Below are 25,332 nucleotides of genomic sequence, written 5' to 3'. Positions count from 1 at the left end.
TACAAAAATACGAAAAATTATTCAATGACAATCCATTTACCGGATCTATTAGTTCCCTCACGCTTAAGAACTCCGTCTTTATTGAGATTCTTGATGTGATACTTAACTCCATTAAGACTTATCCCCAATTTTTCTGCTAACTCTTTTCTTGTAATATAAGGATTCTCTTTTATTGCCTCTATTATCTTTAGGATACTATCAGTATAACGTTGAGATATTACTGAGGTAGTCACTGGGGTAGCATTGGGGGTAGTCGCTGGGGTAGCATTGGGGTAGTCACTGTTATTTTCGGGATGATTTGGGGATGTTTCTTTGGTGTTGTCTTGTATATCAGCCCCAAAGCCTTCCTCGAAATACTTCTTTGATATATTTTCCACTACCCTGAAAGCAGTACGAAAAGAGAAATCAAATTTGGCTTCTCCATTCCCGTTATCCTTCAATTCCTTTTGAACCCGATAAACACCTCTACTAAAACGGTTCACGTATCCCAAGACCTTCATTGCCTCTGCAATAAACGGATTCCGATAATCACTTACATTAGGGAAGTTCTCCGGACTGACCTTACCATACAATCCCCCTGGATTTTGAATCTCAATCCGGTCATCGTATTCATAAAACTGAATAGGAGAATTCGAGTCATAATCACGGTGCATGATCGCATTCATCAAAAGCTCACGTGTTGCCCAATAGGGATAGGTGGAAATAATCTCTTCCCGTAGAACACTCACCGGAATAGGACGCTTGGTCGATACACTTGTTTCAATAAAGGTATCTATCTTCGGAAGTGATTTACATAAGTTTCCGTCAAACTTAAACTCATGAATAATATCGCCTGACCGGTCTAAACCTTTAAAACGCACATATTGAACGTACGAACCATGCACATATCTTTCCGGATTATTTCCGAAAAGAACAATCGCCCCCACAGTTGGGGAATTATAACTCAAATCGAAAAAGCCGAGTGAAGCTAATTGTTCTTCTATGGAACGTTTATCTTCCGCCAATATCTCTTCCGTTACCGCTTTAGTCAGAAACTCTTTTTTGATAAGCGACACATCCAAATCTTTCAACGAAGCTCCAAGGCATGGTTTGGCATCATACGTGCGAACATTTGACAATCGTCTTTCAGTCAAAATTTTCTCCTCCATTTCAGAAGCCGGACTTTTTCGAGGACCAACCCGTACCCACACGCGTCCTCTATAACGGACCGGAGGAAACTCCGACGGCTGCACTTCCGCAACAAGTAAATCACCTCCTTCAAAAGTGAATTTTTCGACAGTCATCAATGGTTGAGGAAGAATATTCCCATCTGTTCGGATATTAGCAATCTTCAACAATAAGGTGTCATCTACTTTCAATCCGCTTAGCTCTCCATTGTCATGTGCACCAATCATCAAATAACCATTCTTTCCATCTCCCGAAAGATCGTTGGAAAAAGCACATATCGCCTGACAAAATTTATCCATATCATTTTTGGACGTTGTCCGCTCTACACTATGACATTCGGTATCGGCGAGGAGTTGAAGTATTTCTTGTTTGGTAATCATACTACATTCAAACTATTACTTGTTTTATCAAACTCATGATGTATTCCAAATTTTGCGTATCGGAAACAGTCACTTCATAGTCCCCATTTCCCCAATGCCCTTTACGAGATACGTCATTGGTTATATTTTTTGGATCATCCAAATCTCCTTTATGCATATTAATCCATATTTTCAATCCTTTTTGTTGCACATGGATATCGGCAAGATTTTTGTCTTTTTTGAATGCAATATATAATTTCTTTGGAAATAGGTCTATATCAGTCGCTAAATTCATAATTGCATGCTTATAAGTTTCATATAATTCGATTATTTCTTCGGATTTCCCGGCTAAATGATCTTCTTCTGTATATACTTTTATCTCATCAACCACTTTTCCGATAGTTGACTCTTCCTTTGTCTGTACTTGCTTGATGCTGGGTGCCGACTGTGATTTCTTTATCGGGTTAATGACAATAATCTCATTCTCAAAACGCTTTATTTCCCAAAGCTCAATAGGGAGATCCTTGAAATTCGACGACTGTCGCTGGAAATCAGTAAACGAAGGCGCTATAAATATGACTTTGCTTTGCGACCAATCGACCTCATTACGTTTGAGATTATTTTTCTGCGATTCGTTATATTCGACAATAAAGTCGGCTTTGTATTCCAGCATCAAGTTGAGATAAGAAACACCCTGATCAACCACACTGTAGTTCCGATCACGCTTGTATTCAATAAGTACAAACGAGCGGTTTTCTTCATCAAAAGCCAAGGTGTCGATACGATTGTTCTTTATGCTAAACTCAGACTTGATGAATGTATAACTGGATATCTGCTCCAAGTTATTTTCAACGATTGTCTGAATCTCTTTTTCGAGTTTAAAAGGCTTTTCTTTTAGGGTATTCAGTATGCTTTTGTTTTGTTGGAATAGTTGCATGAGTTTTCTTTTTTATTTTTCCTAAATAAAATACCGATAGTCATATTCGTTTTTAGAACTTGAATCTATTAACTTGCCAATTCTTGCAATATCATTTGAGGAACAAATTGTTACAGGTAATTGTGAGTACATATTTAAAGAATTCCAATTCATTTTTGTAAGGCCTAAGATTTCATTAGCAATCTGCTCAAGACTTCCTGTTCCATAGTGTTTGATAATACGCAAAGGCTTAGGAATATATCGACCTCCAGGATAAAAACTATACTGCGGATTGCGTACTGATGGTATAATACCATGTGCCCATAGCAGAGCTTCTTTTTCATTTAACTGGATACATGTTCCTCTTGAAACAGAATATCCATCAATCTTCGCCTCTCCATTTATAATTTTACTTGAGGTATATTTAATGTTATCCTCAAAATTAATTTCTATCAAATCAATAGATTCTATCTTATTACTGTCAGACAGACTATTAATGATACCTTGTTTTTCTTCTTCTGTGAAAAAAGTTCTTTTATGGATAACAATTCGCTTCGGTAGTTCATTCATTGATTCATAAAATAACCCAACAATGTTTTTTCCAAACTCATAGGCATCATCATAACATAAATGTGGTTTTTTATGCCTCCAATGTATCTTATCATTACTGATCCTAGACAATTTGAATTTCAATCCTTCTCCTGATGAACTATAAATATGACTACAGCCTAAAACTATATGCCCTTTGGCATCTATTTTATTGTCAACACTATATCCAAGACCAGCAAAAGCTATTGTTTTGTCTGTATTGGCTAAAATCCAAGGAATTCTTAATGACTTGACAAAAAAAGACAACGACAACCACCAATGAATTTGACATTTTTGACTTAAATCATGGAGGGTTTTCTCTCTTATCAACTGAGACATAATGCCTTTTTCTGCACAAAAAGCCTTTATATAATCATGAAGGTCGAAAGACTCTCCTTCAATTGTATATGAGGTATAATCTTCCCATCTTCGAGGAATATAAATGACAACGATTTTCCTATTAGTCGTGGAGCTTATCTTTGTAATGCTATCACATATCATTTGCCTAACTTCTAATGCTCCTTTTTTAACATCATCTTTTGAAACTATCTCTTTCAATGTTATCCATTCGTCATCTTTAGGTGTTGGTATATTAAGACTGATACCGTATGTTTTAAAAAAACCTTCAAAATCAATTATATAATTGTCATTTTGATTATATTTTTTAATTTGTTGATTTTGATTTTCTAAAAATTGAAAAAGAATAGAAGTGTCTTGTTCTGGTGAAATAATACTTAGCTCAACAGTATTTGGAAGAAAGATGTTTATTCCTGTTTCATAAGGCTTATTTAATAATAATCCTCTCATAGGATGCGTATCAGTTGCAGTCCGATTACCATTGTTAGTCGAAAATAACAATGGAACTTCCTTGAATTGAATTCCCTTAAAATTCAAAAGGTTATTACGAACATTATGCGAATTTTGATATTGATTGTTCAAATCACATACATTTGTGAAAATAGGTGCTTTGGTTACTCTAAACTTAAATCCAGTTCCTGAATTATAAGGAAATTCATATTCATTGTTAGTTTTAAAAAATATATCTCTCCAATGATTGACATAATCGTTAAACTTATTATTCCACATTTTATGAAAAAACTTCAATCCTACGTTTTGAATTATAGCCTCATCTACATCAGCATTTGCTAAAATGAAATCGGGGTTTAAAGATAAATAGCATCCTCCAGATATTTTGTCAAATGATAGTTTTATTGCGTTGAAAACTTTTTGACTGTCTATGGTTTGGAATTCATTTTCAGACCAGATTCTTCTTTTGAAATCCGTTTTTAGCCCATTTTGTTGCGCCAATATTTTACAGATTGTAGATAAAAGCAATCTTGAAATAGAGCTGTTGTATATTTTTATATTTCCCAACGGTTTCCGGCTAACATCTCCATTTATTATATCTTTAAATGTTGCTTTTATCACATCTAAGCGACCAAATGTCCAAATTTGTCCGTTATATGGTATTGCTGTTACATTGGGGTTTTCTAATACTTTTTCATCTACATACCGCCAAGACTCTCCACCTAATTGAGCATTAAAAACAAATACTTCATTAGGAAAATCGATTTTGAAGATATTACTTTTAAGTATTTTATTAATTCTTTCAGGATTTAGGTTAAATGGAGTTGCTGTTTCTTTAGATTCGGTTGTTTTGTGTAATTCGATTAATTCTGCTTTCAGGATAGTGTTTTCTTCAACAGCAACTTGTACTATTTTTCTAAGTGCAGAATCAAATCCATCAGTAGAAATATAAAAAGCATTCCGTCCGTTATTTTTTGCAAATAGGAGTAACTCCTCTACATCCGAATTAATACAGTCCCCATAACCACACCAATATAGCATCCCTCCACCGGGCTTACTATATGCTTCTTTTAAAGCTTCCATTAAAGAGGCATCCCTGCCACTATATCCTACAACAATAAAATGTTTATCTTGAAGATAATCAATTAATTTCCTCCTAAATGTATTATCTTGATTCAAAAGCTCTTCCTCTGTATTTTTTAAATCTCCATACTTAAAATCGCCGTGTAATTTAATTACGGGTAATTCGGTTCGATTTTGAGATCTCTGATTTATTCGTTGAACAGAGTCTAATGTTATTTCTATGGCCTGTATTCCACTCCCAGCACAAGCAGTCATTACCAATTCATCCAAATTAGTTGTCCAAACACTATCTAACATTCCTTGTTTAGCAAGTATAGGTATAGTCTTATATCCAATTGAAGGTTTTTTCCCAGAGCAAATTTTTTGAAAATACTGCCTTCTGTGTTCATCTATCGGATAACATCTTTTTGCGTAAAAAGAATATTCTTCCTTACTGCCTTTTTCGGGATAAACACCTTGGTTATTTAGCCAGTTTTGTATGATATTTTGTGTGTTAGAGTTTTTATAGTTTTCAACCCATCCCAAAGCGGATTGATTGTTTGTCTTGTAAATATCTCTTTTCCACTCCCAAATACAATCTTCAGCAGAGGGAATATCTGAAGTAATAGAACAACCCGCACCAAGTAATAATGAAAATGTGTCATTTTTACTTATCTGGATAGCTCTCTGAAACTCGTCAAAACTTAGTCTACTATTTTCTTTTTCCTCTTGAATAACCATCTTTTTAATTCGTCTTTAAGCTTATATTCATTCATTCATTTTTTTGAATATCTTTTTCATCATCAACTCTTTGACCAAATCACCAAACATCTTATCTTCTAAAATCTTTTCAAATATTTCTTGATTTTGATCCATTCGGCTAATTAATGTATCAATAAATTTGTCATTGAAAGCAAATTTGAATGTGTCGATTTTATTTACCCTTGCCTGTGTCTGTAGAGTTTCATCTCCTAATAACTCAGCTTCTATCTGCTCGAAGAATAGTTTATCAGCCTCTTCGAATTCTGTCCCGAAACGGTCGTTTAGTACATTGATTATTTCAGACAACAACGCTTCTTCATCTTTAGCTCTCTTTAGTCCAGCTTCTGACGTTCCACTTAATTCACCATCTTCGCCTTTTTGTAGTTCAATAGCACCTTCCTTTATTTTTTGTAAACGATAGTATTCCAAGGCAATCTCATTATCCAAGTGTAATGATTCAGAAAGTTCTCGTTTCGGAAGTCTTGTTTGGAGCAGTTTAGCGTATGCGTAAAATTTCTCAAACTCGACATCAATAAATGGCATAATTTGAGAAAGGAATGAGTATAAATTCGTCCAAGAACGTAATCCCTTCTTAAATTCGTCTTGCTTTTCCTCATCTTTTATTGCTCTGAATCGATCAATTGCAGCGTCGGTAAATGAATATAAGTATCTTTGTTGCTTCGGATTATTCAGTTTCGTTATCGGGTCGAAATAGATATTAGCAAATCCATCAATTTCCTGATTCCAGTATATTTGAAATTCATCTAATCGCGCTTTCAAATCATATAAATGATTGATGTTTGTTTCTTCTGTTACAGAAGTTATCTCATAATAGGGTTGAAAAGAATCAAGTATGGTTTGTCTATCATTCACAAAATCTAAAACAAAGGTTTCTTCTTTACCTGGGCAAGTTCTGTTTAAACGTGAAAGGGTTTGAACAGCTTTAACACCTGAAAGTTGTTTGTCAACATACATGGTATGCAACAGTGGTTGATCAAATCCGGTTTGATATTTGTCGGCAACGATTAGGATCTTGTATTCATCTTTCTCAAAAATAGTTGGAAGTTCTTTTTCACTAAAGCCCGTCATTTGAGGTTCTGAAACTCCATCGGGAGTGTTATCATCAATTATTTTTCCTGAAAAAGCAACCAGAATTTTAATCTCCCTGTCATAGCCCATTTTCTTTATATATCGCTCAAAGTCTTCGAAATAACGCTTTGCCTGAAGCCTTGAACCGCAAACCAACATAGCTTTGGCTCTACCTCCGATTTTTTTTGAAACTATATCTCTAAAATGTTCTATAATAATTTCTGTTTTCTGTGCCAGATTGTGAGGGTGTAATGAAATATACTTACCTATGGCTTTTGCTGCTTTCTTTTTATTTAACTGAGGGTCGTCTTGAATAGCTTTAGCCAGCTTATAATACAATTCGTAAGTTGTATAATTCTGCAACACATCTAATATAAAGCCTTCTTCAATAGCTTGCCGCATCGAATATAAATGAAACGGCTTAGGTTTCCCATCTTCGTCTTTATCCCCAAAAACTTGTAATGTTTTGTATTTTGGAGTTGCAGTGAAAGCAAAAAATGAGATATTACTTTGCTGACCTCTTGCCTCTGCTGATCTTTCAATTTCGTCTCTTATAAAATCATCTCCACTGTAATCATCTTCAAAGTCCTCTCTATTTACATCTTCCAATACTTTAACAGCTAACACTTCTTTTAGTCTTTTGCTGGCTTCTCCTCCTTGCGAGCTATGAGCTTCATCTACAATTACCGCATATTTTCGATCTGGTAACTCACCAACTTTATCTATCACAAAAGGAAATTTTTGTAGTGTTGTAATGATAATATTTGTGCCATATCCCAATGCTGCTGCCAACTGGTTGCTATCTTTATCTATCTTTTTTACGACCCCAGTTTTATGCTCAAATTGGTAAATAGTATTCTGTAATTGTTGGTCGAGGACTTTACGGTCGGTTACAACAATTACTGAATCGAAAATTCGTTGATCCAAAACATTATGCAAGCTTGACAAACGATAAGCCAACCAAGCAATAGAGTTGCTTTTTCCTGAACCGGCAGAATGTTGAATCAGGTAGTTCTTACCGGAACCAACTTCTAATACTTTTTCTCCTATTTTCCTAACGGCATCTAACTGATGATAACGAGGAAATATCATTTTTTCTTTCTTATAAGTTCTTCCTTCCGCCTCAATTTCCTCTGTTTGTAGATGTACAAATTGTTGAATGATTTCCAACCAACTGTCTTTTTGGAGAATATCTTCCCAAAGATAGGAAGTTCTGTAGCCTACCGGATTTTGAGGATTGCCTTTCCCGTTATTCACACCTTTGTTAAAAGGTAGCCAATAAGTTTTGCTGTCATCCAGTTTTGTAGTCATAAACACCTCATCCTGATCGACTGCAAAATGCACCAATGCTCGTTTTTTAAAAGTGAATAATAACTCCCTATTATCTCTGGTAGTACTGTATTGTTTCAATGCATTACCAACATTTTGCCCTGTAAATTGATTTTTAAGTTCTAAAGTTGCAACCGGAATACCGTTTAATGACAGTAAGACATCTACCGAGTTTTTGTTTTTTGTGCTGTAATAAATTTGGCGATAAACCTTCAAGTTGTTTTGACTATATAATGTCATTGCATCAGGATTCAAAGCCGATGCGGGCTTAAAAAATGCCATTTGAAAACGTACTCCATAATCGACAAATCCATTGCGGAGAACATCCAAACTACCTCTCAGATCTAACTCTTTGTACAAACGTTGAATAACCCGATTACCGGCATCGCCACCATGAATAGTGGATATTTTCTCCCAACGCTTGGGCTGCGATTCTTGCAAAAAGCTGATAACTTCATATTTAAACATTCCTAATTCAGGACTATAATCTTGAGCATTACCCTCGGTATAACCGCCACACTCGACTAATGATTGTACTAATGCTGTTTCAAACGTATTTTCAGTGGTTATCCTCATGCTTCTTCTCTATTTTCTGGTTGCTCTTGCTTTTCTTGCATTTGAATAAATTGCCTGTATGCAATATCTTTGAAGATCAATCGAAGTTCGTGTTTTACTTTTTCCGAAAGTCCCTCTTTCAGAAAACCAGATTCTTCATCAAAGCATTCCTGTACAAAATCTAAGTTGTCTTGATATAATTCTCCTGTAATATTGGTAAGCCTTATAGGTAAATCAGACTCAATAACTTCAAAGGTGTCCGGATTAAAGTAGCGAACCAACGGCTTGTTGATTTCATTGTATTCTCGCCCTTGAAAACAGGGCTTACCTTTGCTTGACTCCCAATAAATACCAAAGAATTCTGTGCGGTTGGATTTGTAAACCTTTGCAATTTGCAAGCTTCCGTCCACTTCTCGAATGGATTTATTCAAAGAAATATCCTTTAATACCCTCAATGGCTCCATATCCAATGGGTCATCTTGTTTATCTTCTTTGAAAATCAACTCCTTGTATGCTTTTTTTGCATCTTCTTCAATATCAGTATCCGTTGCTTCTCCTATAAAAGTATAGAATCGTTTTTTGGACAAGTCTGCTGTTAATTCATCGAAAACAAAGCCCTCAACATCTTTTTTGTAATATAATTTCCAGACTCTAAATGAACTGGATTTCCAATCCCACCCGCCAAACAAAAATCGCGCTTGTCCTCGTAATTCATGAATATCCTCGCCCTGTATTTCGGATATTACTTTTGAAACAAGATCAGTAAAAAGCTCAGATAAATAATTTACTACATCCTCAATAGAAGACCTTGGGCTGTTTAGATACTCATTCAAATGGATTGACGAGATTAAATTGAGCACTAATGGGTAGGCTCTAAGAGTGCTTCCTGTAAAACAAAGCAAACAATCTTTACGAGGAAGTTCGAAAAGCTTTATTCCGTGCTTCCACTTCTCTCCTCCTGTTAGGCAGCTATCAGTTGCAAATATTAACTCTTCGCTAGCGTTAACTTGACGGATATAGGCTGTACAAAGTGTCATATCTTAATCTGTTACTTTTATTTTCCCAGTTACGACTTCACTGATTAATGTTGTGCGGTATTCGGTTAATAGTTGAATTAATCTTTCCGTTTTTATCATCTTACGATCGATTTTATCGCATTCTGTTTTTATATGACAAACAATTGATTGTTGTTCTCCAATTGGAGGAGTAATAAAAATTAGATTTTTGGTTTTACTTTGATTCAATATTGGCAACGTTGTATAATCTGCCTCAAGAGTAACCATTTTCTTATTCCCAACTAAATAATAGTACCCAAAAAGAGGATTGTATTTACCTTGAAAAAATGATATTATATTGATTTGTTGATTTGCAGACGCTTTTTCTCTAAAGAAACTGACTTTCCCAAGAGTAGCACCTATACTTACCAAATAGATCGAGTATTCTGGAAATAGTTCAACTTCATTTGTGCTTATAGCTTCAGGGATTAATTTACGTTTTGATTCTACTAGTTCGTTATTCCTCTCAAAATCTGCTGGAGTAAACCAATTAATTTGTCCATTTTCAAAAAAATCAACCATAGAAGACTGTATTTTCGGAGTTCGCCCTGTTTGCACTCGAGCTATGTTTTTCAATCTTTTTAATTCCCAATGCTCCGGAATCTCTCCCAGCCAATCAATCCCGCTATCCTTCATTTTCACATCAGGATTAATGCCTTTTGTAACCGTCTGATTGATAATAGCTGTTTTTTCTTCTTCGTAAAGTAGAAGTAAGCGTTTTTTGTTAGCTATAAGTTCATCTACTTCTGCTGCTTTACGATCTAAGAATGTGGCGATTGCTGATTGTTCAGTAATTGTTGGAAAAGGAAAGGCAAATTCTACAAATACATTTTGATATAAATGTTGAATAGTCGAACCATATGATGTAAGAGCATTAAATTGAGTAAATGAATTAGATTTTAGAATCCAAAATAGAAATTTAGTTGAAAAGTCTTTATTTGTAGAGCGAACAACAAAAATTCCACTATTTAAACATGCAGGCTTATCAAGTCCGCTCACAATTGCAAGCTTTCCGATAGTCCCATCTTTTGTTATCAATAAATCTTCATCTTGTAGTTGAATGTAGGGATCTTCTTCATACCTCTCCTTGCTAATGTGATAACAAGCATCCCATTCCACAGATCCATTATTAAAATCAGAACCTGTTACTAAATAAGAAAAACCTTCTGTTAGAAACTCATCCGATTTTAGACCTTTCCAACCAACGCGAGCTTTAACATAACATAGGTGCTTTATTTTCTTAGTTTTCCAACAACTCGGAACATCCCCAATCCATTCAATACCAGAGTCTTTATATGAATCATATTTTTTCATATATCTAACACTTTTGTTTCCGCATCTACAGACTTTGCTTCCAAATCCAAAATATCCTTCCGAATATCTGCTAATGAACGTAATGGTTTGAATTCGTAGAAATACTTGGTAAAATTAATTTCGTAGCCAACTTTAGTTTTGCTGTGGTCTACCCATGCTTCGGGTAAGTGTGGCTTCACCTCGGTATCAAAATATTCTTCTATCGTTTGCGGTACAAGTTTCCCATCGGCATTTTTTTTTAAGAATGGAATATTTTCATAATCGCGCAATGATGTGTCTGGCTTAGGCTGTCCTTTGCTTTTTACTACTTTCCCATTCTCTTTTAACGGCTGCTCCACCGTTATCCGCCAATATCCAAAGTATTCGTTCGGTAGAATTTTACAGAACTCCCCTTCTTGAAAATTGCCGTAAATCTGTGTAATAAATCCAATACCTTTGGTATTTCCATTCTCTGCAATTGCTTTACGTTTGCTGCCTAAACTGCGATCCATCTTGCGCCAGAAACGATTGAATTCCAACTTCCCTTCTTTTAGCAACTCGTCATCTTTCGATCCGGTGGCGTTAATTAGCTGTATTTTTCCTTTTCGTTCTTTGCTTTTATGATTGGTAACAATCCACACGTATGTGCTTATACCAGTGTTGTAAAACAACTGATCGGGTAGAGCTACGATAGCTTCCAACCAATCGTTTTCGATAATCCATTTGCGGATATTGCTTTCACCGCTTTCTGCCGAACCTGTAAACAAAGGAGATCCGTTAAACACAATTCCGATACGGCTTCCATCGCTTTTCATTTTAGAAATCATGTGTTGTAGAAATAGCAAAGAGCCATCGTTAATGCGAGGTAGTCCGGCACCAAAACGTCCGCTCATCCCTTTATTATCAGATTCTGCTTTAATTATTTTCTCCGCCTTCTTCCAGTCTACACCAAAAGGAGGGTTGGATAGCATATAATCAAACTTTTCATCTTCTAATCCATCCACCGTAAACGTGTTTCCAAACTTTACATTCCCCGGATTTTGTCCTTTTATCAACATATCCGATTTGCAAATAGCATACGATTCCGGGTTGATCTCTTGTCCAAAGACTTTCAATTCAGCATCGGGATTAAGCTCTTTTATATATTGTTCGGCAATAGAAAGCATACCACCTGTTCCACAAGCCGGATCATACATTGTTTTAACAATACCTTTCTGTGTCAGCATTTCTCGGTCCTCAATAAACAGAAGATTCACCATCAGTCGGATAATCTCTCTTGGAGTAAAGTGCTCTCCGGCTGTTTCATTAGATTGTTCTGAAAAACGACGGATTAAGTCTTCAAATACGTAGCCCATTTCCATCGAATCCATGTCAGTCAGGTCTATTTCCTGAAAAGCTTTAACTACCCTGAAGAGAATATCGGTTTTAGGGTCGTCCATTCGATCAATTTGGTCATCAAAATTGAAGTATTCTATGATTTCTCGTGCGCTTGTTGAAAATCCATTAATGTAGTTTCTTAAGTTTACAGCTACATTGTTGGGGTCAGCTATCAATTTATCAAAACAGAATTGGCTTCTGTTGTGGAAATTGAAACCAGCTATTTTATTGAGTGCAATATCCTTTGCGCTCTCCTTTAAGGATTCCACTCTTGGCAAGTAATCCAGTACCTTTTGCTTACTGAAAGCAAGTACACAGTCCAACCGCCGCAGAACAGTCATCGGGAGAATAACTTTACCATAGTCAGACTGCTTATAGTCACCTCTAAGCAAATCTGCAACCCTCCAAATCAGATCTGCTTTTTCTTTAAAATTCTTCATATCTATTTTTTTTCTTTATTATCCACAATCAAATCCTTAACATTCACACTCAATAACTCAGCAATCTGAAAAAGCGTCTCCAAACTCGGCTGTTTCCGGTTGCAAGCATACGCATTGACCATTTTGAAACTCTTGCCCAGTTTTTCGGCAAGCCAAGTTTGTTTGATCCCTTTTTCATTGAGAACCTCTTTGATTCGATTCATATATTAAGAACTTTAATTTGCTCTCAAAGTTAGGAAATATTACGGGATAATAATGAGGATCATCTTCTTTTTAGATATTCCTGTTCAAATCTCTGCGTCAGTTCAATTATTTGTTGGTTTGTAGTAACTAATTCGATTGTGATTTTCTCTAATTTATAAAGCATGGAAAGTGCTGCCTTCTCAGAATAATGACTGTGAAGTTGCTTCACTATCTGATTATAATTGACACCAATTGCACGAAATTGAGCGTACAATTGAGTTAGCTTTGAGATATACTCAATGGCTCCTTTATCTGTTTTAACAACATGAAACGACTGCTTGAAAACTCTCGCTTTGATAAATGTCGCTTTGGCATAAACACCGGATTCTTCAAACATGGATAAGAATTGGGCATATTCCTGATCCGAAAAACGAACCATGACACAGTTTTTTGCAGGATCACTTTTGGAAGGGCGACCGCCCTTATTGTATTTCTTTCGTTTTACTTCTTCCATATTATTATTGTATGTGGCAATGCCACCATTAGTAAAAATCGCACGACTTCGGAGTGTGATTATCCCCCTTGTGGGGCAAGCGTTTTGAGTAACCCGAAATGAAATGAGTTACTCAAAACACAGCTTGCTATTTACCGTTTGCAAATACGTATCTTCGATACCATTGAAGCAAAAACCTTGACAGGTAATGTTTTTACTCTATTTAGTATAGCTGATAGTTGTAGCACAACTACATTTTTCTCCAATATTCAATATCTTCTCCAAATTCTTTAAGGTGATGAATAGCCATATTCTCTAAAAAGCCAGAAGCACTCATTCCTTTGTACCCAAGCCTCCGCGCAATCTCGTCCAATTGTTCCCTTAACTCTTCACTGATAAAAACAGGCTTTCGGTGTTTGATCTTTGGTGTTATAAGATACAGGTCTCTATATTTCTCGAAAGCGGCTTTTCGTTGGCGAGGGCTACTTCGTTTGGTATTATCATCTGCTATAGTTGATTTACTATCTACATCAGCAATGTCAACACCAGTTGATGCACTTATTGTATTAGATAAATCACTTTCTGTTTGAATATGATCCGCTCCTTGAGGTGGAAGGAGTGGACGGGCAGGCATACTTGGATTATTTCTTTTTTCTTTGTTTTTGAAGGAAGATATGACAAAACTTGCATTGATATCATTTAAGTTCACTTCATCTTTTTCTTTTCCCATGATAAATTTTGTTTTATAAATTAGTACTATTTGTCGTAGTTAATATCTTAACTGTATTAACTCTTGCAAATAAAATAACTATTCATTAATCAGGAATACGTCATGGTTTTCATGCTGTGTTTTGCTATAAAATAGACCATACCAGAGCCAAAAATACTCAAATCGGTGCCACTTGCTGCCAGCTCTCGATTTTGTGCTGTTTCTGTAGATATCCCAACTTATATTTGTTCTGAAAATAAGAATAGTAACTTCTAAATTATACAATATGAAAATTATTAATATTGAAGAATCTGTATTCGAGAAAATGATGGATCAATTTGGAGTATTTACCCGGAGGGTAGAAGCTATCTGCAATCGGAACTGTGATAAAAGTATGACAAAATGGCTCGATAATCAGGATGTATGCATGATTCTAAATATCTCAAAACGTTCGTTACAAAACTACCGGGATAATGGAACGCTCCCTTATACGCAGATCGGTCATAAAATGTTTTACAGAGCCAACGATATTGAGCGGATTGTTCCTGTTATCACGCAGAAAGAAAAGGAATTGATTTATAAAAGAAAGGATCGTAGATAATGGGCAATGATAATTTGATAACACAGAGTGACGAACGAATCGTATTCTTTTTCAAATCTCTTGAAAAAATGTTGGATGGCTTGGAGAATCTAACGGAGAATTATCGCCCTATGTTAAAAGGGGAGCGTTATCTGACCGATAAAGAAATCTCGGAACGATTAAAACTGAGCCGTCGTGTTTTGCAAAATTATCGGGATGAAGGTAGGCTTCCCTTTTGCAAGTTGGGTGGAAAAATACTCTATCGGGAGTCAGATATTCAGCGAATGTTGGATGATGGGTATCAGGATGCTCCTCGTTAATATTTTCTTTTTCTTCTTTTCAACCGATATACATCCTCCATGCGGAGAGCTAAATAAGCAAGACTTTCCGGTAAAAATACACTAATCCGTAGGATTTGGAAGATTTTTATCGGAAACAGAGCTTGGTCTTGCGTTTTAGGTCGGAGTATATTTTTGTATATTGACTGAAAAGAAGAAATTATTAGCTATGCTTTCTATCCTTTCATCTTCAGCTCTACTTTTTGCATATCCTTCAGGATACTTTGGTCTAATACTTTAGCATAATGTTGTGTCATCCGCGTGGAGGAATGTCCAAGCATTTTTGCGACATTGGATAGTGATACGTTATTAGCTAAGGCTATCACCGAGGCAAAAGTGTATCGGGCAGTGTGGGTCGAGAGTCTCTTATTGATCTCACACAAATCGGCAATTTCCTTCAAGTACGAATTATATTTTTGATTACACATAACAGGTAGTAACGTTCCTCGTTCTACACAGACAGGATGTCCTTCGTATTTCTTTAGAATTTGCTGAGGCGTACTTAATAATGGAATATTACACATGTTATTTGTCTTCTCACGGGTTTTGCGTATCCAGAGGTTTCTATTGTTATCTGTAACAATATGATCTTGCTTCAGATTATAGACATCAATGAATGCTAATCCTGTCCAGATTGAAAACAGGAATACATCCCGAACTAATTCCAAACGAGGCATCGCAAATTCTTTCTGAGAAATTCGAATAACTTCTTCCATAGTCAGAAATTCCTTATTGACCGGCACTTCATGAAATTTGATTCCGGTAAATGGATTTCGGCTAATGTATTCATTGGCAATCGCCAGATTGATTACTTTTTTGAAACACTTCATATAACGGATTACGGTATTCTGTTGGCATCTCTTTTCCGTCTTTAGATAAAATTCAAAATCTCTCACCAATTCTCCTTTCACTTCTTTCATGAGTAAATCATCTTCACCGTATTTAGTCTGAATCAACTCTTGCAGGTAGCGAGAGCAACATTCGTATCGGCGAACTGTAATATCGGCATAATCTATTCCAATTAATTTTCGGCATTGCTCATTATGTTCGTTGAAAAAAGCAATCAGTGTTTTGCGGTCTTCATCATCCATTCCCAAAAACTTATTCCGAAGAATTTTGGCAGTGATGCTTTTTCCGCTCTGTTCCATCTCATTATAAAGTTGAGACAGCCTTATTTGTGCGGATTCGATGTAGTCGTTAAGGTCTCTGGATTTTCGATCTCTTCCCCTGGAGCATTCTTTAGCTTGATTCCAGAGAGAAGGGTTAATGCTTTTCTTTGTACGGATTTCCTCACGCTGACCGTTTACGGTAATTCGCATACTTACGGGGGCTTCTCCACTTTTTAGTAACTGGTTCTTCTTTAAGAAGAATAAAACTCCAAATGAATTTCTTCTCATTTCCTTGCAATTTTAATGGCTCAAAATTAAGGAAATAGGCCCAGATTTAAATTATGCAAAATGCTGTATATTAACGAAATAAAAACGTCTTGGTGACTATTTTTGATAGTCTCGAAAAAGTCACCGATTACGCCACCAGATATGTTCTTTTTCGCCCCATTTTGCGCTTTCGGCAGAAAACAAAAATCCCCGAAAGTGATTGACCTTCAGGGATTTTCTATTTTCTGCTTTTCTTATCAGTGGTGCCACCAGGAATCGAACCGGGGACACAAGGATTTTCAGTCCTTTGCTCTACCAACTGAGCTATGGCACCTTAACCGTTTTGCGTGTGCAAAGATAGTACATAATTTATATTCTCCAAAAAATATACAAACTAATTTGAGAATATTTTTACAATTCATAGAACCCTATAAGCTGCAACCAGCCTAATTATTGAGCATTCCACCCTCATTATCAGAATGTATAGACTAAATAAAATCGGCTGAAAAATATTAAAAAAAACAGGTGATATTTTTCATATCAAATCGTATTCAGGCACGAAAGCTGATTCGCTTTACATAAAAACAAAAATATCGGTCTTAATTCGATACTACTTTCAATCCAATAATTGAACAGACAAGCGTAAAAATAAAAAATAATCGCCAAAAGCTGGAAGGTTCCTTAAAAACCAAAATTCCTAACAATACAGTACCAACGGCACCAATGCCTGTAAATATAGCGTAAGCGGTACCCATTGGTATTGTCTGAACGGCTTTTATCAACAAATACATACCCAAGGTAAGACAAATACCAAAACCAATATACCAGTAGTATGAATGAGGAGCAATTGCCTCTTTTGCTTTTGATATGCAAAATGTAAACCCAACCTCAAACAAACTCGCTAATAATAAATAAATCCATCCCATAATACTATACACTCACTGAACAAACGTTCAATATATTAAAAAAATAATACTACTCCAATAAAAAAATATAATGCAATAAAGCCTTTTCCAGATTCTGAACGATCGAATTGCCATCTGTACTGAAAATACTTTGAAACCAAATACCATCAGTCAGAGTGAATAATTGCATCGCCGAAACTTCAATATCGGTATCCTCCTTTATCTCTTTCTTCGATACACTATTGCTCAGCGCACTCTCCCACCCGATTTTCTCTTTTTCGATTGTAGCCTGATATTTATTTCTAAATATGGCATCACGTTGCATCACTTGATAGAAGAGAAAATGATAGTTTAGCATCGACACATTTGTATTCTTAGATGCACCTCCAACAATATCAGAGACTATTCTAGCGATCTTCTTAAAACGCTTACAAATAAAATCTACAAATTCGAAAACTGTGTAATTTGCCGTGCGTCGAACTTCAAAATCAAATATTCTTATAAAATACTTTTCAGTAACCTGTATAAACAGATCCTCTTTATTCTTGTAATAATGATACAGAAGACCTCTGGACAGACCTGTCGCTTGCTGTATATCAGATATTGACACAGCATCAAAGCCTTTCAAGAGCAATAGCTCAAATGTTCTTTCTAATATTAATTCTTCTGACACCATAATTGAACAATCATTCAACAAAGATATATTTTTATATCAAATCAGACAAGATCAAATATATAATTATAGAAATTTTATAGAATAATAGTCTTTATAAACCAATCGTAAAACAACCAGCTAATAATCCAATTAAGTGAACCATAGTAGAGCAGCACGGGATAAAGATGACAATAGATACAAAAACGATGAAAAGTTCTTACCTTTGAGCTTTCTTTATTTAGATCGAAATATAACAAAGGCATCGAGAAAAATGACTGTATTATACGAGGACAACCATATCATCATCATCAATAAAACAGTATCTGAGATTGTACAAGGAGACAAAACCGGAGATAAGCCACTTTCAGAAATTGTAAAAGAATATCTAAAAGAGAAATACAACAAACCTGGAAATGTATTTTGCGGGGTAACACACCGTCTCGACAGGCCGGTAAGCGGCATTGTTATCTTTGCGAAGACAAGCAAAGCCCTTAGCCGATTGAATGAAATGTTCAAAAACAAACAGATAGACAAAACCTACTGGGCAATAGTAAAAAACATGCCGAAAGAAGCGGAAGGAACACTTAGAAACTATCTGGTTAGAAATGAAAAGCAAAACAAATCGTATGCTTACGATGTGGAAAAGCCAAATTCGAAGCTAGCCATACTGCACTATAAGTTGATAGCACGATCCGACAGATATAATTTACTTGAAGTTGACCTTGAAACAGGCCGCCACCACCAAATACGTGTACAACTGTCTAAAATGGGATGCCCTATAAAAGGTGATCTGAAATACGGCTTCGACAGGTCTAACCCCGATGGAGGCATCAGCCTTCATGCACGTAAAGTATCTTTCCTACACCCGGTTTCAAAGGAACTGATCGAGGTCACTGCCCCTCTACCTAAAGATACCCTTTGGCAAGCTCTGGAAAAAACAATTAGTTAGAACTTACAGGAACTTCCTTTCCCGAAATGATATCCTCTATATATGAACGTAGAGAGGCATAATCTGCATCCTTAGAAAAAGTATGTCCATAAGTATAACGTGTTACTCCTTTTATTTTAGAAATTTTATATTCCCCTCCAGACTGATTATCAATAGATGGTGTGTATTCAACGAAAATAGAAGAGTCCACTTCTCCCGAGTCATTCATCACATAGAATATATTTTTAACGAAAGGCTGAGATGAGCTCTCTTCATAACGCTCATATGCATATACATCAAAAGAACCAACTTTAAACTGATCTATACAAAAATTATCAGAGATGGAAGTCGAAGCCAACTGGCCTTCTTTATATGCATTATATAGCTTAGTCTTAGATGTAGCCGCCTTGTTATACTCCCCAAGCTTAACATAACAATGAACCAGTTTTTCATACGAATAATAATCGTCAGGAAGATAGCCGACTAATTCCTCATAGGCTTCTGCAGCTTTTGTATATCTACCAAAATCATATTCTATTCGTGCTATATTATAAAGAACTGTAACCAACAATTCCTTATCCTTCTCTATTTTGTCTTTGGCAGTATAAAATACATTCAATGCATCAGACAGATCGTCTCGGCTTGCATATATTACCCCTATCATGTAAAACGCTTTCTCTGAAGGAGGATTAAATGATGTAGCCTTCTTATAGTTCTCCAAGGCTTTATCGGTATCTTCTTTTGCTAAAAACACATCACCCAATCCCACGTATGCGTCTGCAAAATTAGGAGAAATAGCAATAGCCTTTTCAAAACTACCTTTTGCATCATCTGCACTGCCATTTGCATTCTGAACTAATCCTTTCACATAATAAGCTCGGGCACATTTCGCACTTTTCTGTACAGATAAGTCTATATATCGCGACGCATTGATCAGATCGTCCAAGTAAAAATAAGCCTCTGCTACATAAGCAAGATTATCGGCCGAAAGGCTGCGTGGCTGAGCGGCATATTGTTCTACAACCTCTTGATAAAGTCCTTTATCAAACAATGATTTTATATCCTCTGTTGGTTTTACGACTTGTAGCTGTGCAGAGAGCAATGACTGTACCGAAAAGCACATTAGAAACGAGATAAAGAACAACTTAACAATACTCTTTTTCATACTTAATTTTCTTTATTTTTCTTAAAACCATTTCTGTCTTCTTATCCAAAGGTAAGAAAGAACCGCAATCAATATAAGAGTTATCCAAGCTCCGAGATAACCATATTTCCAATCCATTTCGGGCATCAGCTTGAAATTCATACCCCAAACACCTACCATAAATGTCATTGGAATAAATATGGTAGACACTATCGTCAATCGCTTTATAATATCATTCATTTTAAGGTTATTGTTATTATAATACAAGTCCAGAAGGGAAGTCAGCGACTCATGGAAAGAAGCCAAGTTGCCCAAAATAGAACGCATACGATCATCAAAATCATTATAATAAACAATATTTTCCTCTTCTATCAACTTATTGGTGTTATGCAAGAGATTGACAAATTCCTCACGCAGAGAAGTGATAGTACGCTTTATATGCATATAATCGACACGGCATTCGTGCATCAAACGCAGGATATCGATAGACCCTTTGCCTTCTATCAAATGATCTTCTACATCAGCCAGCCTGTCTTCAATATCCATTACGGTATTCACATTCGCCTGATTCACGGCGCTCATCAAAATGTATAGAAGAAAGTCAGCTCCTTTCTGACGCACCACAACATTATTCTCTTCTATATTTCTTTTTACATCATCAAAAACAGGGATTGCTGCCTCCTGAAAACTGACTACAAAGTTCTTTCCAAGAATAAACCCGATCTGCATATCGTCAATATCTGTAGTATCTTTTACCTGATAAAAGAGAGACATCAGAACAAATGAGATAGTTTCATACCCAACAGCCTTTACAACTTGTCTGTTTCCCAGAAGGTCTTTAATATCAAAACCGTGTAGTCCAAGCTCTTTACAAATTCGGTATACAGTATTAGCATCAGATATCCCTACTATCTTTATCCAATTTACCTTCGTTGTATCTATCTTATCCTTAATAGATTCTTGCAATTGAATATTCCTAACCTCCAAACGTGTCGTATCATATTGAACGAGTTCAATAGCCATCGGTATATCCTTATCGCCAAGATATACGGGTTTGGTTAATAGATAATTGTTTCGTGAAACCTTATTCTTCGATTTTCTGGTGGTTCGTTTACTCATACTGCAAAATTATGTTTTGAGTGATATTAAACAATATCAAAAGTAAGAATAAAATACTATATTTGTCGACTCTAAATCCGTATTATTTAAACTAAGGCAGATTTACTGACGATAAATTATTAACACTTGTGATGTAACCAATGAACGAAATATACAGCATATTAAAGAAAAAGAAAATGCAATTCTTTTTCTTATTTTATATACTACTTCTACTGCCTATACTGTGCCCTTTAGCCCAAAATTTTACTTTTTTAGACAAAGTTGCTGTTTTCTTGGTGTGTGGTTTATTCTTTGCTGCTATCTGGATCTTATCGCTATTTATCAGTTCCAGATCTGAAAAGATCATATACTCCATCATGTTGGCTGTCTCAATTATTCCGGGATCAATCTATCTGGCCTACTTACTGTTTGCGCACGTTATGCTTGAGCAAAATAGTGTGACTAGTCTTTTCGAAACCAATCCCGAAGAGAGTAAAGAATTTATAGCGCATTATCTGAGCATGTGGGTTATAGCCGGAGTTGTCGTATATGCTGCGATACCTATCGTGATGATCTGTAAAATGCGATCGTTCAGAAAGCTCAAAATAAAAGAATATAAAACGCTGTTTATATTGAGTATAATAACAATAATAGCCATTGTTGGCATAGGCAGGGTATCACGATCTGTATATTTCATCAATTTCTACAGAACATTTATCAGCTACAAAATCCGTACAACCCATGAGGTAAAAGAGATACAAGCACGTCAAAGCTTAGATTATGAAGTAAAAACCAATCATAAGGACTCTATCCCTCAAATCATGGTATTAGTGATTGGCGAATCACTAAACAAACATCACATGTCTCTCTACGGCTATCCAAGAAATACAAATCCCTTGTTGTCACAATACGGAGACAGCCTTGTTGTATATAATGATGTAGTAGCTCCACATGTGCATACGATTCCTGTGGTTCGTTCTTTATTATCGATGAACGAAGTAGATCATTCGGAATACTTCACAGAGAAACCATCTATGTACGAATTATTCAACCGTGCGGGATACGAAACATACCTCATAAGCAATCAGAGATTTAATGACGAAATGCGGGCAAGCTACGACATACTGCTATCGCTTGCGAAAAAAAGATACAATCTGGCATCTTACAGGCAACACGATGATATTGTCCTTCCCATACTGAATAAAATACTGGAGAAGAATGACAAGAAAGATAAATTGATTATCATACATCTCATAGGAAACCACATGGCCTATGAATTCAGATATCCAAAAGAATACATCGTCTTCAACAACCAAAAAGATGGCTTGGTGAAAGATGCTCCATACAGAGACGAAAAGGCAAAAAAAGCGATAGATGCTTACGACAATTCTGTTCTCTATAACGACTATATAGTAAACAGCATTATCGGCTCACTAAAAAAATTACAGCATCAGGATGCTGCCATGATCTACTTATCCGACCACGGAGAGGAAATGTACGATTACAGAGATTTTGCAGGGCATGCCTATGAAAAAGTATCACCAACGATGAGCGAAGTCCCTTTTCTTGTATGGCTATCGCCGTCATACAGAAAATTCAGGAAAGATCTTGTCTTTGACAAAAACAGAGTTTATTCATCAGCAGACTTTNNTCGGTATCCGATCTGGCAGGAATAAACTATGTTGATTACGATGACTCGAAGAGCATATTCTCCACTCATTTTGTTCCTCGTGAGCGTTATGTAGGAGAAAAAAAATATGAAGACATAAAAGAGAAGTTTGAGAAATAGAAACTATCTGCCGGTGTAATCAGAAAATCATTTTATAGCCTATTCCCCGAATATTTATAATTTGAATTGTAGGGTCTAAAGCTAACTTCTTACGCAGCTTTACGATAAACACATGCAGGCTGCGTGTATTAAAGAAACTATCATCGCCCCAAAGCTCAATCAGTACAGCTTTATTCTCTACGATATTATTCTGATTAGAACAAAGACGCTCCAATATAGCAGCTTCACGGTGAGAGAGGATTTCAGTACGTTGAGAGTGAACCAATTTCTGCATCAAAGGATCGAATGTATATTTTCCTATCTCATATGTTTTATCTTGAGGGATCTCCGTTTGCGCTCTGTTCAGCAAAGCCTTGATACGCACAATAAGCTCATCCATTCCGAAGGGCTTTTTCAAGTAATCGTTACCTCCTATTTCAAACCCCTGAACCACATCGTCCGTCCTCGACTTAGCACTTAAGAATAAGATTGGAGTTTTCTTGTCACTTTTACGTATCAACTGAGCCATTGTGAAACCATCCATCTTTGGCATCATTATGTCTGCCACGACGATATCGGGCTTCAACCGATGAAAAAGCTCGAGTCCTTTTTCCCCATTAACTGCTATATCAACAACAAACTCCTTTTTCTCTAAAGCATCTTTAATGATCATAGACAAGGCCGGTTCGTCCTCTACTAATAATACATTTATCTTATTCATCCTATCATTATTTCGAAACAAGTTCCTTTACCTTCTACACTTTTCGCTTTAATATTCCAGCCATGCTTAACAACAATTGTCTTTACATAAAAAAGCCCTAAGCCATATCCTTTAACATCGTGAACATTACCAGTATGAACACGGTAAAACTTATCGAATATCTTATCCAAACAACCGTCCGGGATACCGATTCCGTTATCACATACAGATAAAACAATTTTGTTTCCCGACTTACGTGCCGACAAACGAACCTCTACCGAATCGTTGGAATACTTGATTGCGTTTTCAATCAGATTACTTACTACATTACCAAAATGCAATCGATCGGCTTCGATACTCAATCCTTCAGGTTGTATATCTATTACAAATGAAGTTGGTTTTACAGTGTTCAGCAGAAACTTATTTTTATGACTCTCAAATATGCTGCCCACTTCTATATTTTCTAAATTGAGTTTGAGGTTTTTTCGCTCCTCTACCGACATCGTTAGTATCTGTTCCACAAGGCTATTCAGATACATTAACTGCTCACGAGAAATATCAAGGTACTCTTTTCTTTTTATAGGGTCATCTCCAAAACCAAAGTTCTGGAGGGAATCTACTGCAGCGTAAGTAACTGATATCGGCGTTTTAAGTTCATGTGTCATATTATTTACAAAGTCAGTCTTTATTTCATCTATTGTTTTTTGCCTTAATATGATTTTAAGCAAATATATAAAAGTGATAATAAGTAAAATAACCATCAATACAGAAACCGAAGTCAACCCCCACATATCTTTAAAGATATACCACTTAGGATTATCCATATATAAATAATAATTATGTATCTCGGTTTTGAGACCTTCTAAAACATATTCCTTACTATTCTTAAAATCGAAAGTTCCTTTAGGCGTTTGAGCCACCAATGTGTCGCCAGTAGATGTTCTACACTGTATAACATGAGGTATATCGAATCCTTGTGCAGACAAATCGGCACTCATAATACTATCCAAACGTACTAAGTCGAGTGGGGTTATTTCTCCAATAGCAGACAAAAGTCCTTTCTTGATTAGTATCGTTACCTCTTGCAAGTCTGCGTAAATAGAATCAGAGCTACTTTTTTCGCCTCCTCGTTCTTTGGAGAAACTCATACTAATCGTCGTCTTGCCTTTGCCGGAGTTATAAGTCTTTGTTTCTACAGAAGCAGGAATATCATCTTTTGCTTCTCCCTCCTCTTCATCCTTGGTAGATATGGAAGACATTCTGATTGCCAATTCTTTGAAGGAACTGCTTTCTGCCGTATTGTTTATTACTGTTTCTAACTTCTCATATTGCTGGTTATAGAAATTGACCAACCAATAAGCCTGATAAGAGCAAACCAGAATTAACAAACTAAAAATGACGATCGCTATGGATTTAAATCTGAACTTCATACATGAATTCATTATCGATAAAGCAAATGTAAACAATAGCTTAGAAACAAAAAATAGTGATAACACTAAATAACACTAGAAAGACAAACTATGATACAAATGATTTCGATAAAATTATCTTATATAAAGGTAGTTATAGTAACAAAGAAATAAAATACAGACACTTTTTGTAACAGAGAAAAGGTGACGATAAAAACAGATCAAAGAGGTGTTACTTTTGTCACCT

The 25,332-nt window shown here is 35.9% G+C and carries 21 protein-coding genes and 1 tRNA gene; 4 read left to right on the top strand and 18 right to left on the bottom strand.

Annotated features, from left to right (window positions below):
- Positions 1–17: 17 nt before the first annotated feature.
- The 10 genes from B3P17_RS06865 to B3P17_RS06820 form a co-directional block, all read right to left on the bottom strand.
- Positions 18–1,547: an RNA-binding domain-containing protein gene (locus B3P17_RS06865; RefSeq protein WP_291104662.1), complete on the bottom strand. Its 1,530-nt coding sequence runs from the start codon at positions 1,545–1,547 to the stop codon at positions 18–20.
- A gap of 7 nt (positions 1,548–1,554) precedes the next feature.
- On the bottom strand, positions 1,555–2,463 hold the full coding sequence (locus B3P17_RS06860) for a DUF5655 domain-containing protein (RefSeq protein WP_291104659.1): 909 nt from the start codon (positions 2,461–2,463) through the stop codon (positions 1,555–1,557).
- A 21-nt stretch (positions 2,464–2,484) separates the two neighbouring features.
- A complete protein-coding gene (locus tag B3P17_RS06855) occupies positions 2,485–5,640 on the bottom strand; it encodes an SIR2 family protein (protein ID WP_291104656.1) in 3,156 nt (1,051 codons plus the stop codon).
- A gap of 27 nt (positions 5,641–5,667) precedes the next feature.
- The gene (locus tag B3P17_RS06850; protein ID WP_291104653.1) at positions 5,668–8,655 is read right to left on the bottom strand and encodes a type I restriction endonuclease subunit R; all 2,988 of its coding nucleotides are present in this window, start codon (positions 8,653–8,655) and stop codon (positions 5,668–5,670) included.
- Positions 8,652–9,671, bottom strand: coding sequence for a hypothetical protein (locus B3P17_RS06845; RefSeq protein ID WP_291104650.1), 1,020 nt, complete (start codon positions 9,669–9,671; stop codon positions 8,652–8,654). Before B3P17_RS06845 ends, B3P17_RS06850 begins: the two co-directional genes overlap by 4 nt.
- A gap of 3 nt (positions 9,672–9,674) precedes the next feature.
- A complete protein-coding gene (locus B3P17_RS06840) occupies positions 9,675–11,003 on the bottom strand; it encodes a restriction endonuclease subunit S (protein ID WP_291104647.1) in 1,329 nt (442 codons plus the stop codon).
- The gene (locus tag B3P17_RS06835; RefSeq protein WP_291104644.1) at positions 11,000–12,799 is read right to left on the bottom strand and encodes a type I restriction-modification system subunit M; all 1,800 of its coding nucleotides are present in this window, start codon (positions 12,797–12,799) and stop codon (positions 11,000–11,002) included. Before B3P17_RS06835 ends, B3P17_RS06840 begins: the two co-directional genes overlap by 4 nt.
- A 2-nt stretch (positions 12,800–12,801) precedes the next feature.
- Positions 12,802–13,002 (bottom strand): helix-turn-helix domain-containing protein, encoded by a 201-nt coding sequence (locus B3P17_RS06830; RefSeq protein WP_291104641.1) that lies wholly within the window; start codon positions 13,000–13,002, stop codon positions 12,802–12,804.
- Between the two features lie 59 nt (positions 13,003–13,061).
- Positions 13,062–13,496 carry a conjugal transfer protein MobA gene (gene mobA, locus B3P17_RS06825; protein ID WP_291104639.1) on the bottom strand — a complete coding sequence of 145 codons (435 nt, stop codon included), beginning with the start codon at positions 13,494–13,496 and terminating at the stop codon, positions 13,062–13,064.
- Between the two features lie 229 nt (positions 13,497–13,725).
- Positions 13,726–14,205, bottom strand: a complete 480-nt coding sequence (locus tag B3P17_RS06820; RefSeq protein ID WP_291104636.1) for a DUF3408 domain-containing protein — start codon at positions 14,203–14,205, stop codon at positions 13,726–13,728.
- A gap of 265 nt (positions 14,206–14,470) precedes the next feature.
- On the opposite strand from B3P17_RS06820, the gene B3P17_RS06815 reads away from it, so the two are divergent.
- A complete protein-coding gene (locus B3P17_RS06815) occupies positions 14,471–14,785 on the top strand; it encodes a helix-turn-helix domain-containing protein (RefSeq protein ID WP_291104633.1) in 315 nt (104 codons plus the stop codon).
- On the top strand, positions 14,785–15,084 hold the full coding sequence (locus B3P17_RS06810) for a helix-turn-helix domain-containing protein (RefSeq protein ID WP_291104630.1): 300 nt from the start codon (positions 14,785–14,787) through the stop codon (positions 15,082–15,084). Before B3P17_RS06815 ends, B3P17_RS06810 begins: the two co-directional genes overlap by 1 nt.
- A gap of 194 nt (positions 15,085–15,278) precedes the next feature.
- On the opposite strand, the gene B3P17_RS06805 is transcribed toward B3P17_RS06810, so the two are convergent.
- The 4 genes from B3P17_RS06805 to B3P17_RS06790 all read right to left on the bottom strand — a co-directional run bounded on the left by B3P17_RS06805 (position 15,279) and on the right by B3P17_RS06790 (position 18,077).
- A complete protein-coding gene (locus tag B3P17_RS06805) occupies positions 15,279–16,499 on the bottom strand; it encodes a site-specific integrase (protein WP_291104627.1) in 1,221 nt (406 codons plus the stop codon).
- A 240-nt stretch (positions 16,500–16,739) separates the two neighbouring features.
- Positions 16,740–16,812: transfer RNA gene (locus B3P17_RS06800), tRNA-Phe, on the bottom strand.
- 265 nt (positions 16,813–17,077) lie between these two features.
- The gene (locus tag B3P17_RS06795; RefSeq protein ID WP_006842919.1) at positions 17,078–17,404 is read right to left on the bottom strand and encodes a DMT family transporter; all 327 of its coding nucleotides are present in this window, start codon (positions 17,402–17,404) and stop codon (positions 17,078–17,080) included.
- Between the two features lie 49 nt (positions 17,405–17,453).
- A complete protein-coding gene (locus tag B3P17_RS06790) occupies positions 17,454–18,077 on the bottom strand; it encodes a TetR/AcrR family transcriptional regulator (RefSeq protein WP_291104623.1) in 624 nt (207 codons plus the stop codon).
- Between the two features lie 232 nt (positions 18,078–18,309).
- Between B3P17_RS06790 and B3P17_RS06785 the strand changes: the two genes are divergently transcribed.
- The gene (locus B3P17_RS06785; RefSeq protein ID WP_252639018.1) at positions 18,310–18,987 is read left to right on the top strand and encodes an RluA family pseudouridine synthase; all 678 of its coding nucleotides are present in this window, start codon (positions 18,310–18,312) and stop codon (positions 18,985–18,987) included.
- Here B3P17_RS06785 and B3P17_RS06780 read toward each other — a convergent pair.
- Together B3P17_RS06780 and corA are read right to left on the bottom strand one after the other, a co-directional pair.
- Positions 18,980–20,131, bottom strand: coding sequence for a tetratricopeptide repeat protein (locus B3P17_RS06780; RefSeq protein ID WP_291104621.1), 1,152 nt, complete (start codon positions 20,129–20,131; stop codon positions 18,980–18,982). The genes B3P17_RS06785 and B3P17_RS06780 overlap by 8 nt on opposite strands.
- A 21-nt stretch (positions 20,132–20,152) precedes the next feature.
- Positions 20,153–21,229, bottom strand: a complete 1,077-nt coding sequence (corA, locus tag B3P17_RS06775; protein ID WP_006842923.1) for a magnesium/cobalt transporter CorA — start codon at positions 21,227–21,229, stop codon at positions 20,153–20,155.
- Positions 21,230–21,369: 140 nt separating this feature from the next.
- Between corA and B3P17_RS06770 the strand changes: the two genes are divergently transcribed.
- Positions 21,370–22,884, top strand: a complete 1,515-nt coding sequence (locus B3P17_RS06770; RefSeq protein ID WP_291104617.1) for a phosphoethanolamine transferase — start codon at positions 21,370–21,372, stop codon at positions 22,882–22,884.
- Positions 22,885–23,016: 132 nt separating this feature from the next.
- Here the strand turns inward: B3P17_RS06770 and B3P17_RS06765 are convergent, their stop codons facing one another.
- Together B3P17_RS06765 and B3P17_RS06760 are read right to left on the bottom strand one after the other, a co-directional pair.
- A complete protein-coding gene (locus tag B3P17_RS06765; RefSeq protein ID WP_252638979.1) occupies positions 23,017–23,697 on the bottom strand; it encodes a response regulator transcription factor in 681 nt (226 codons plus the stop codon).
- Positions 23,694–25,106, bottom strand: coding sequence for a sensor histidine kinase (locus tag B3P17_RS06760; protein ID WP_252638977.1), 1,413 nt, complete (start codon positions 25,104–25,106; stop codon positions 23,694–23,696). The genes B3P17_RS06765 and B3P17_RS06760 overlap by 4 nt, the downstream gene beginning before the upstream one ends.
- Positions 25,107–25,332: the final 226 nt, after the last annotated feature.

Source organism: Dysgonomonas sp. UBA7630 (assembly GCF_002483985.1).
Lineage (GTDB): Bacteria > Bacteroidota > Bacteroidia > Bacteroidales > Dysgonomonadaceae > Dysgonomonas.
Note: the sequence above shows the minus strand (reverse complement) of the source record. Positions and strands in the feature narration are given on the sequence as shown.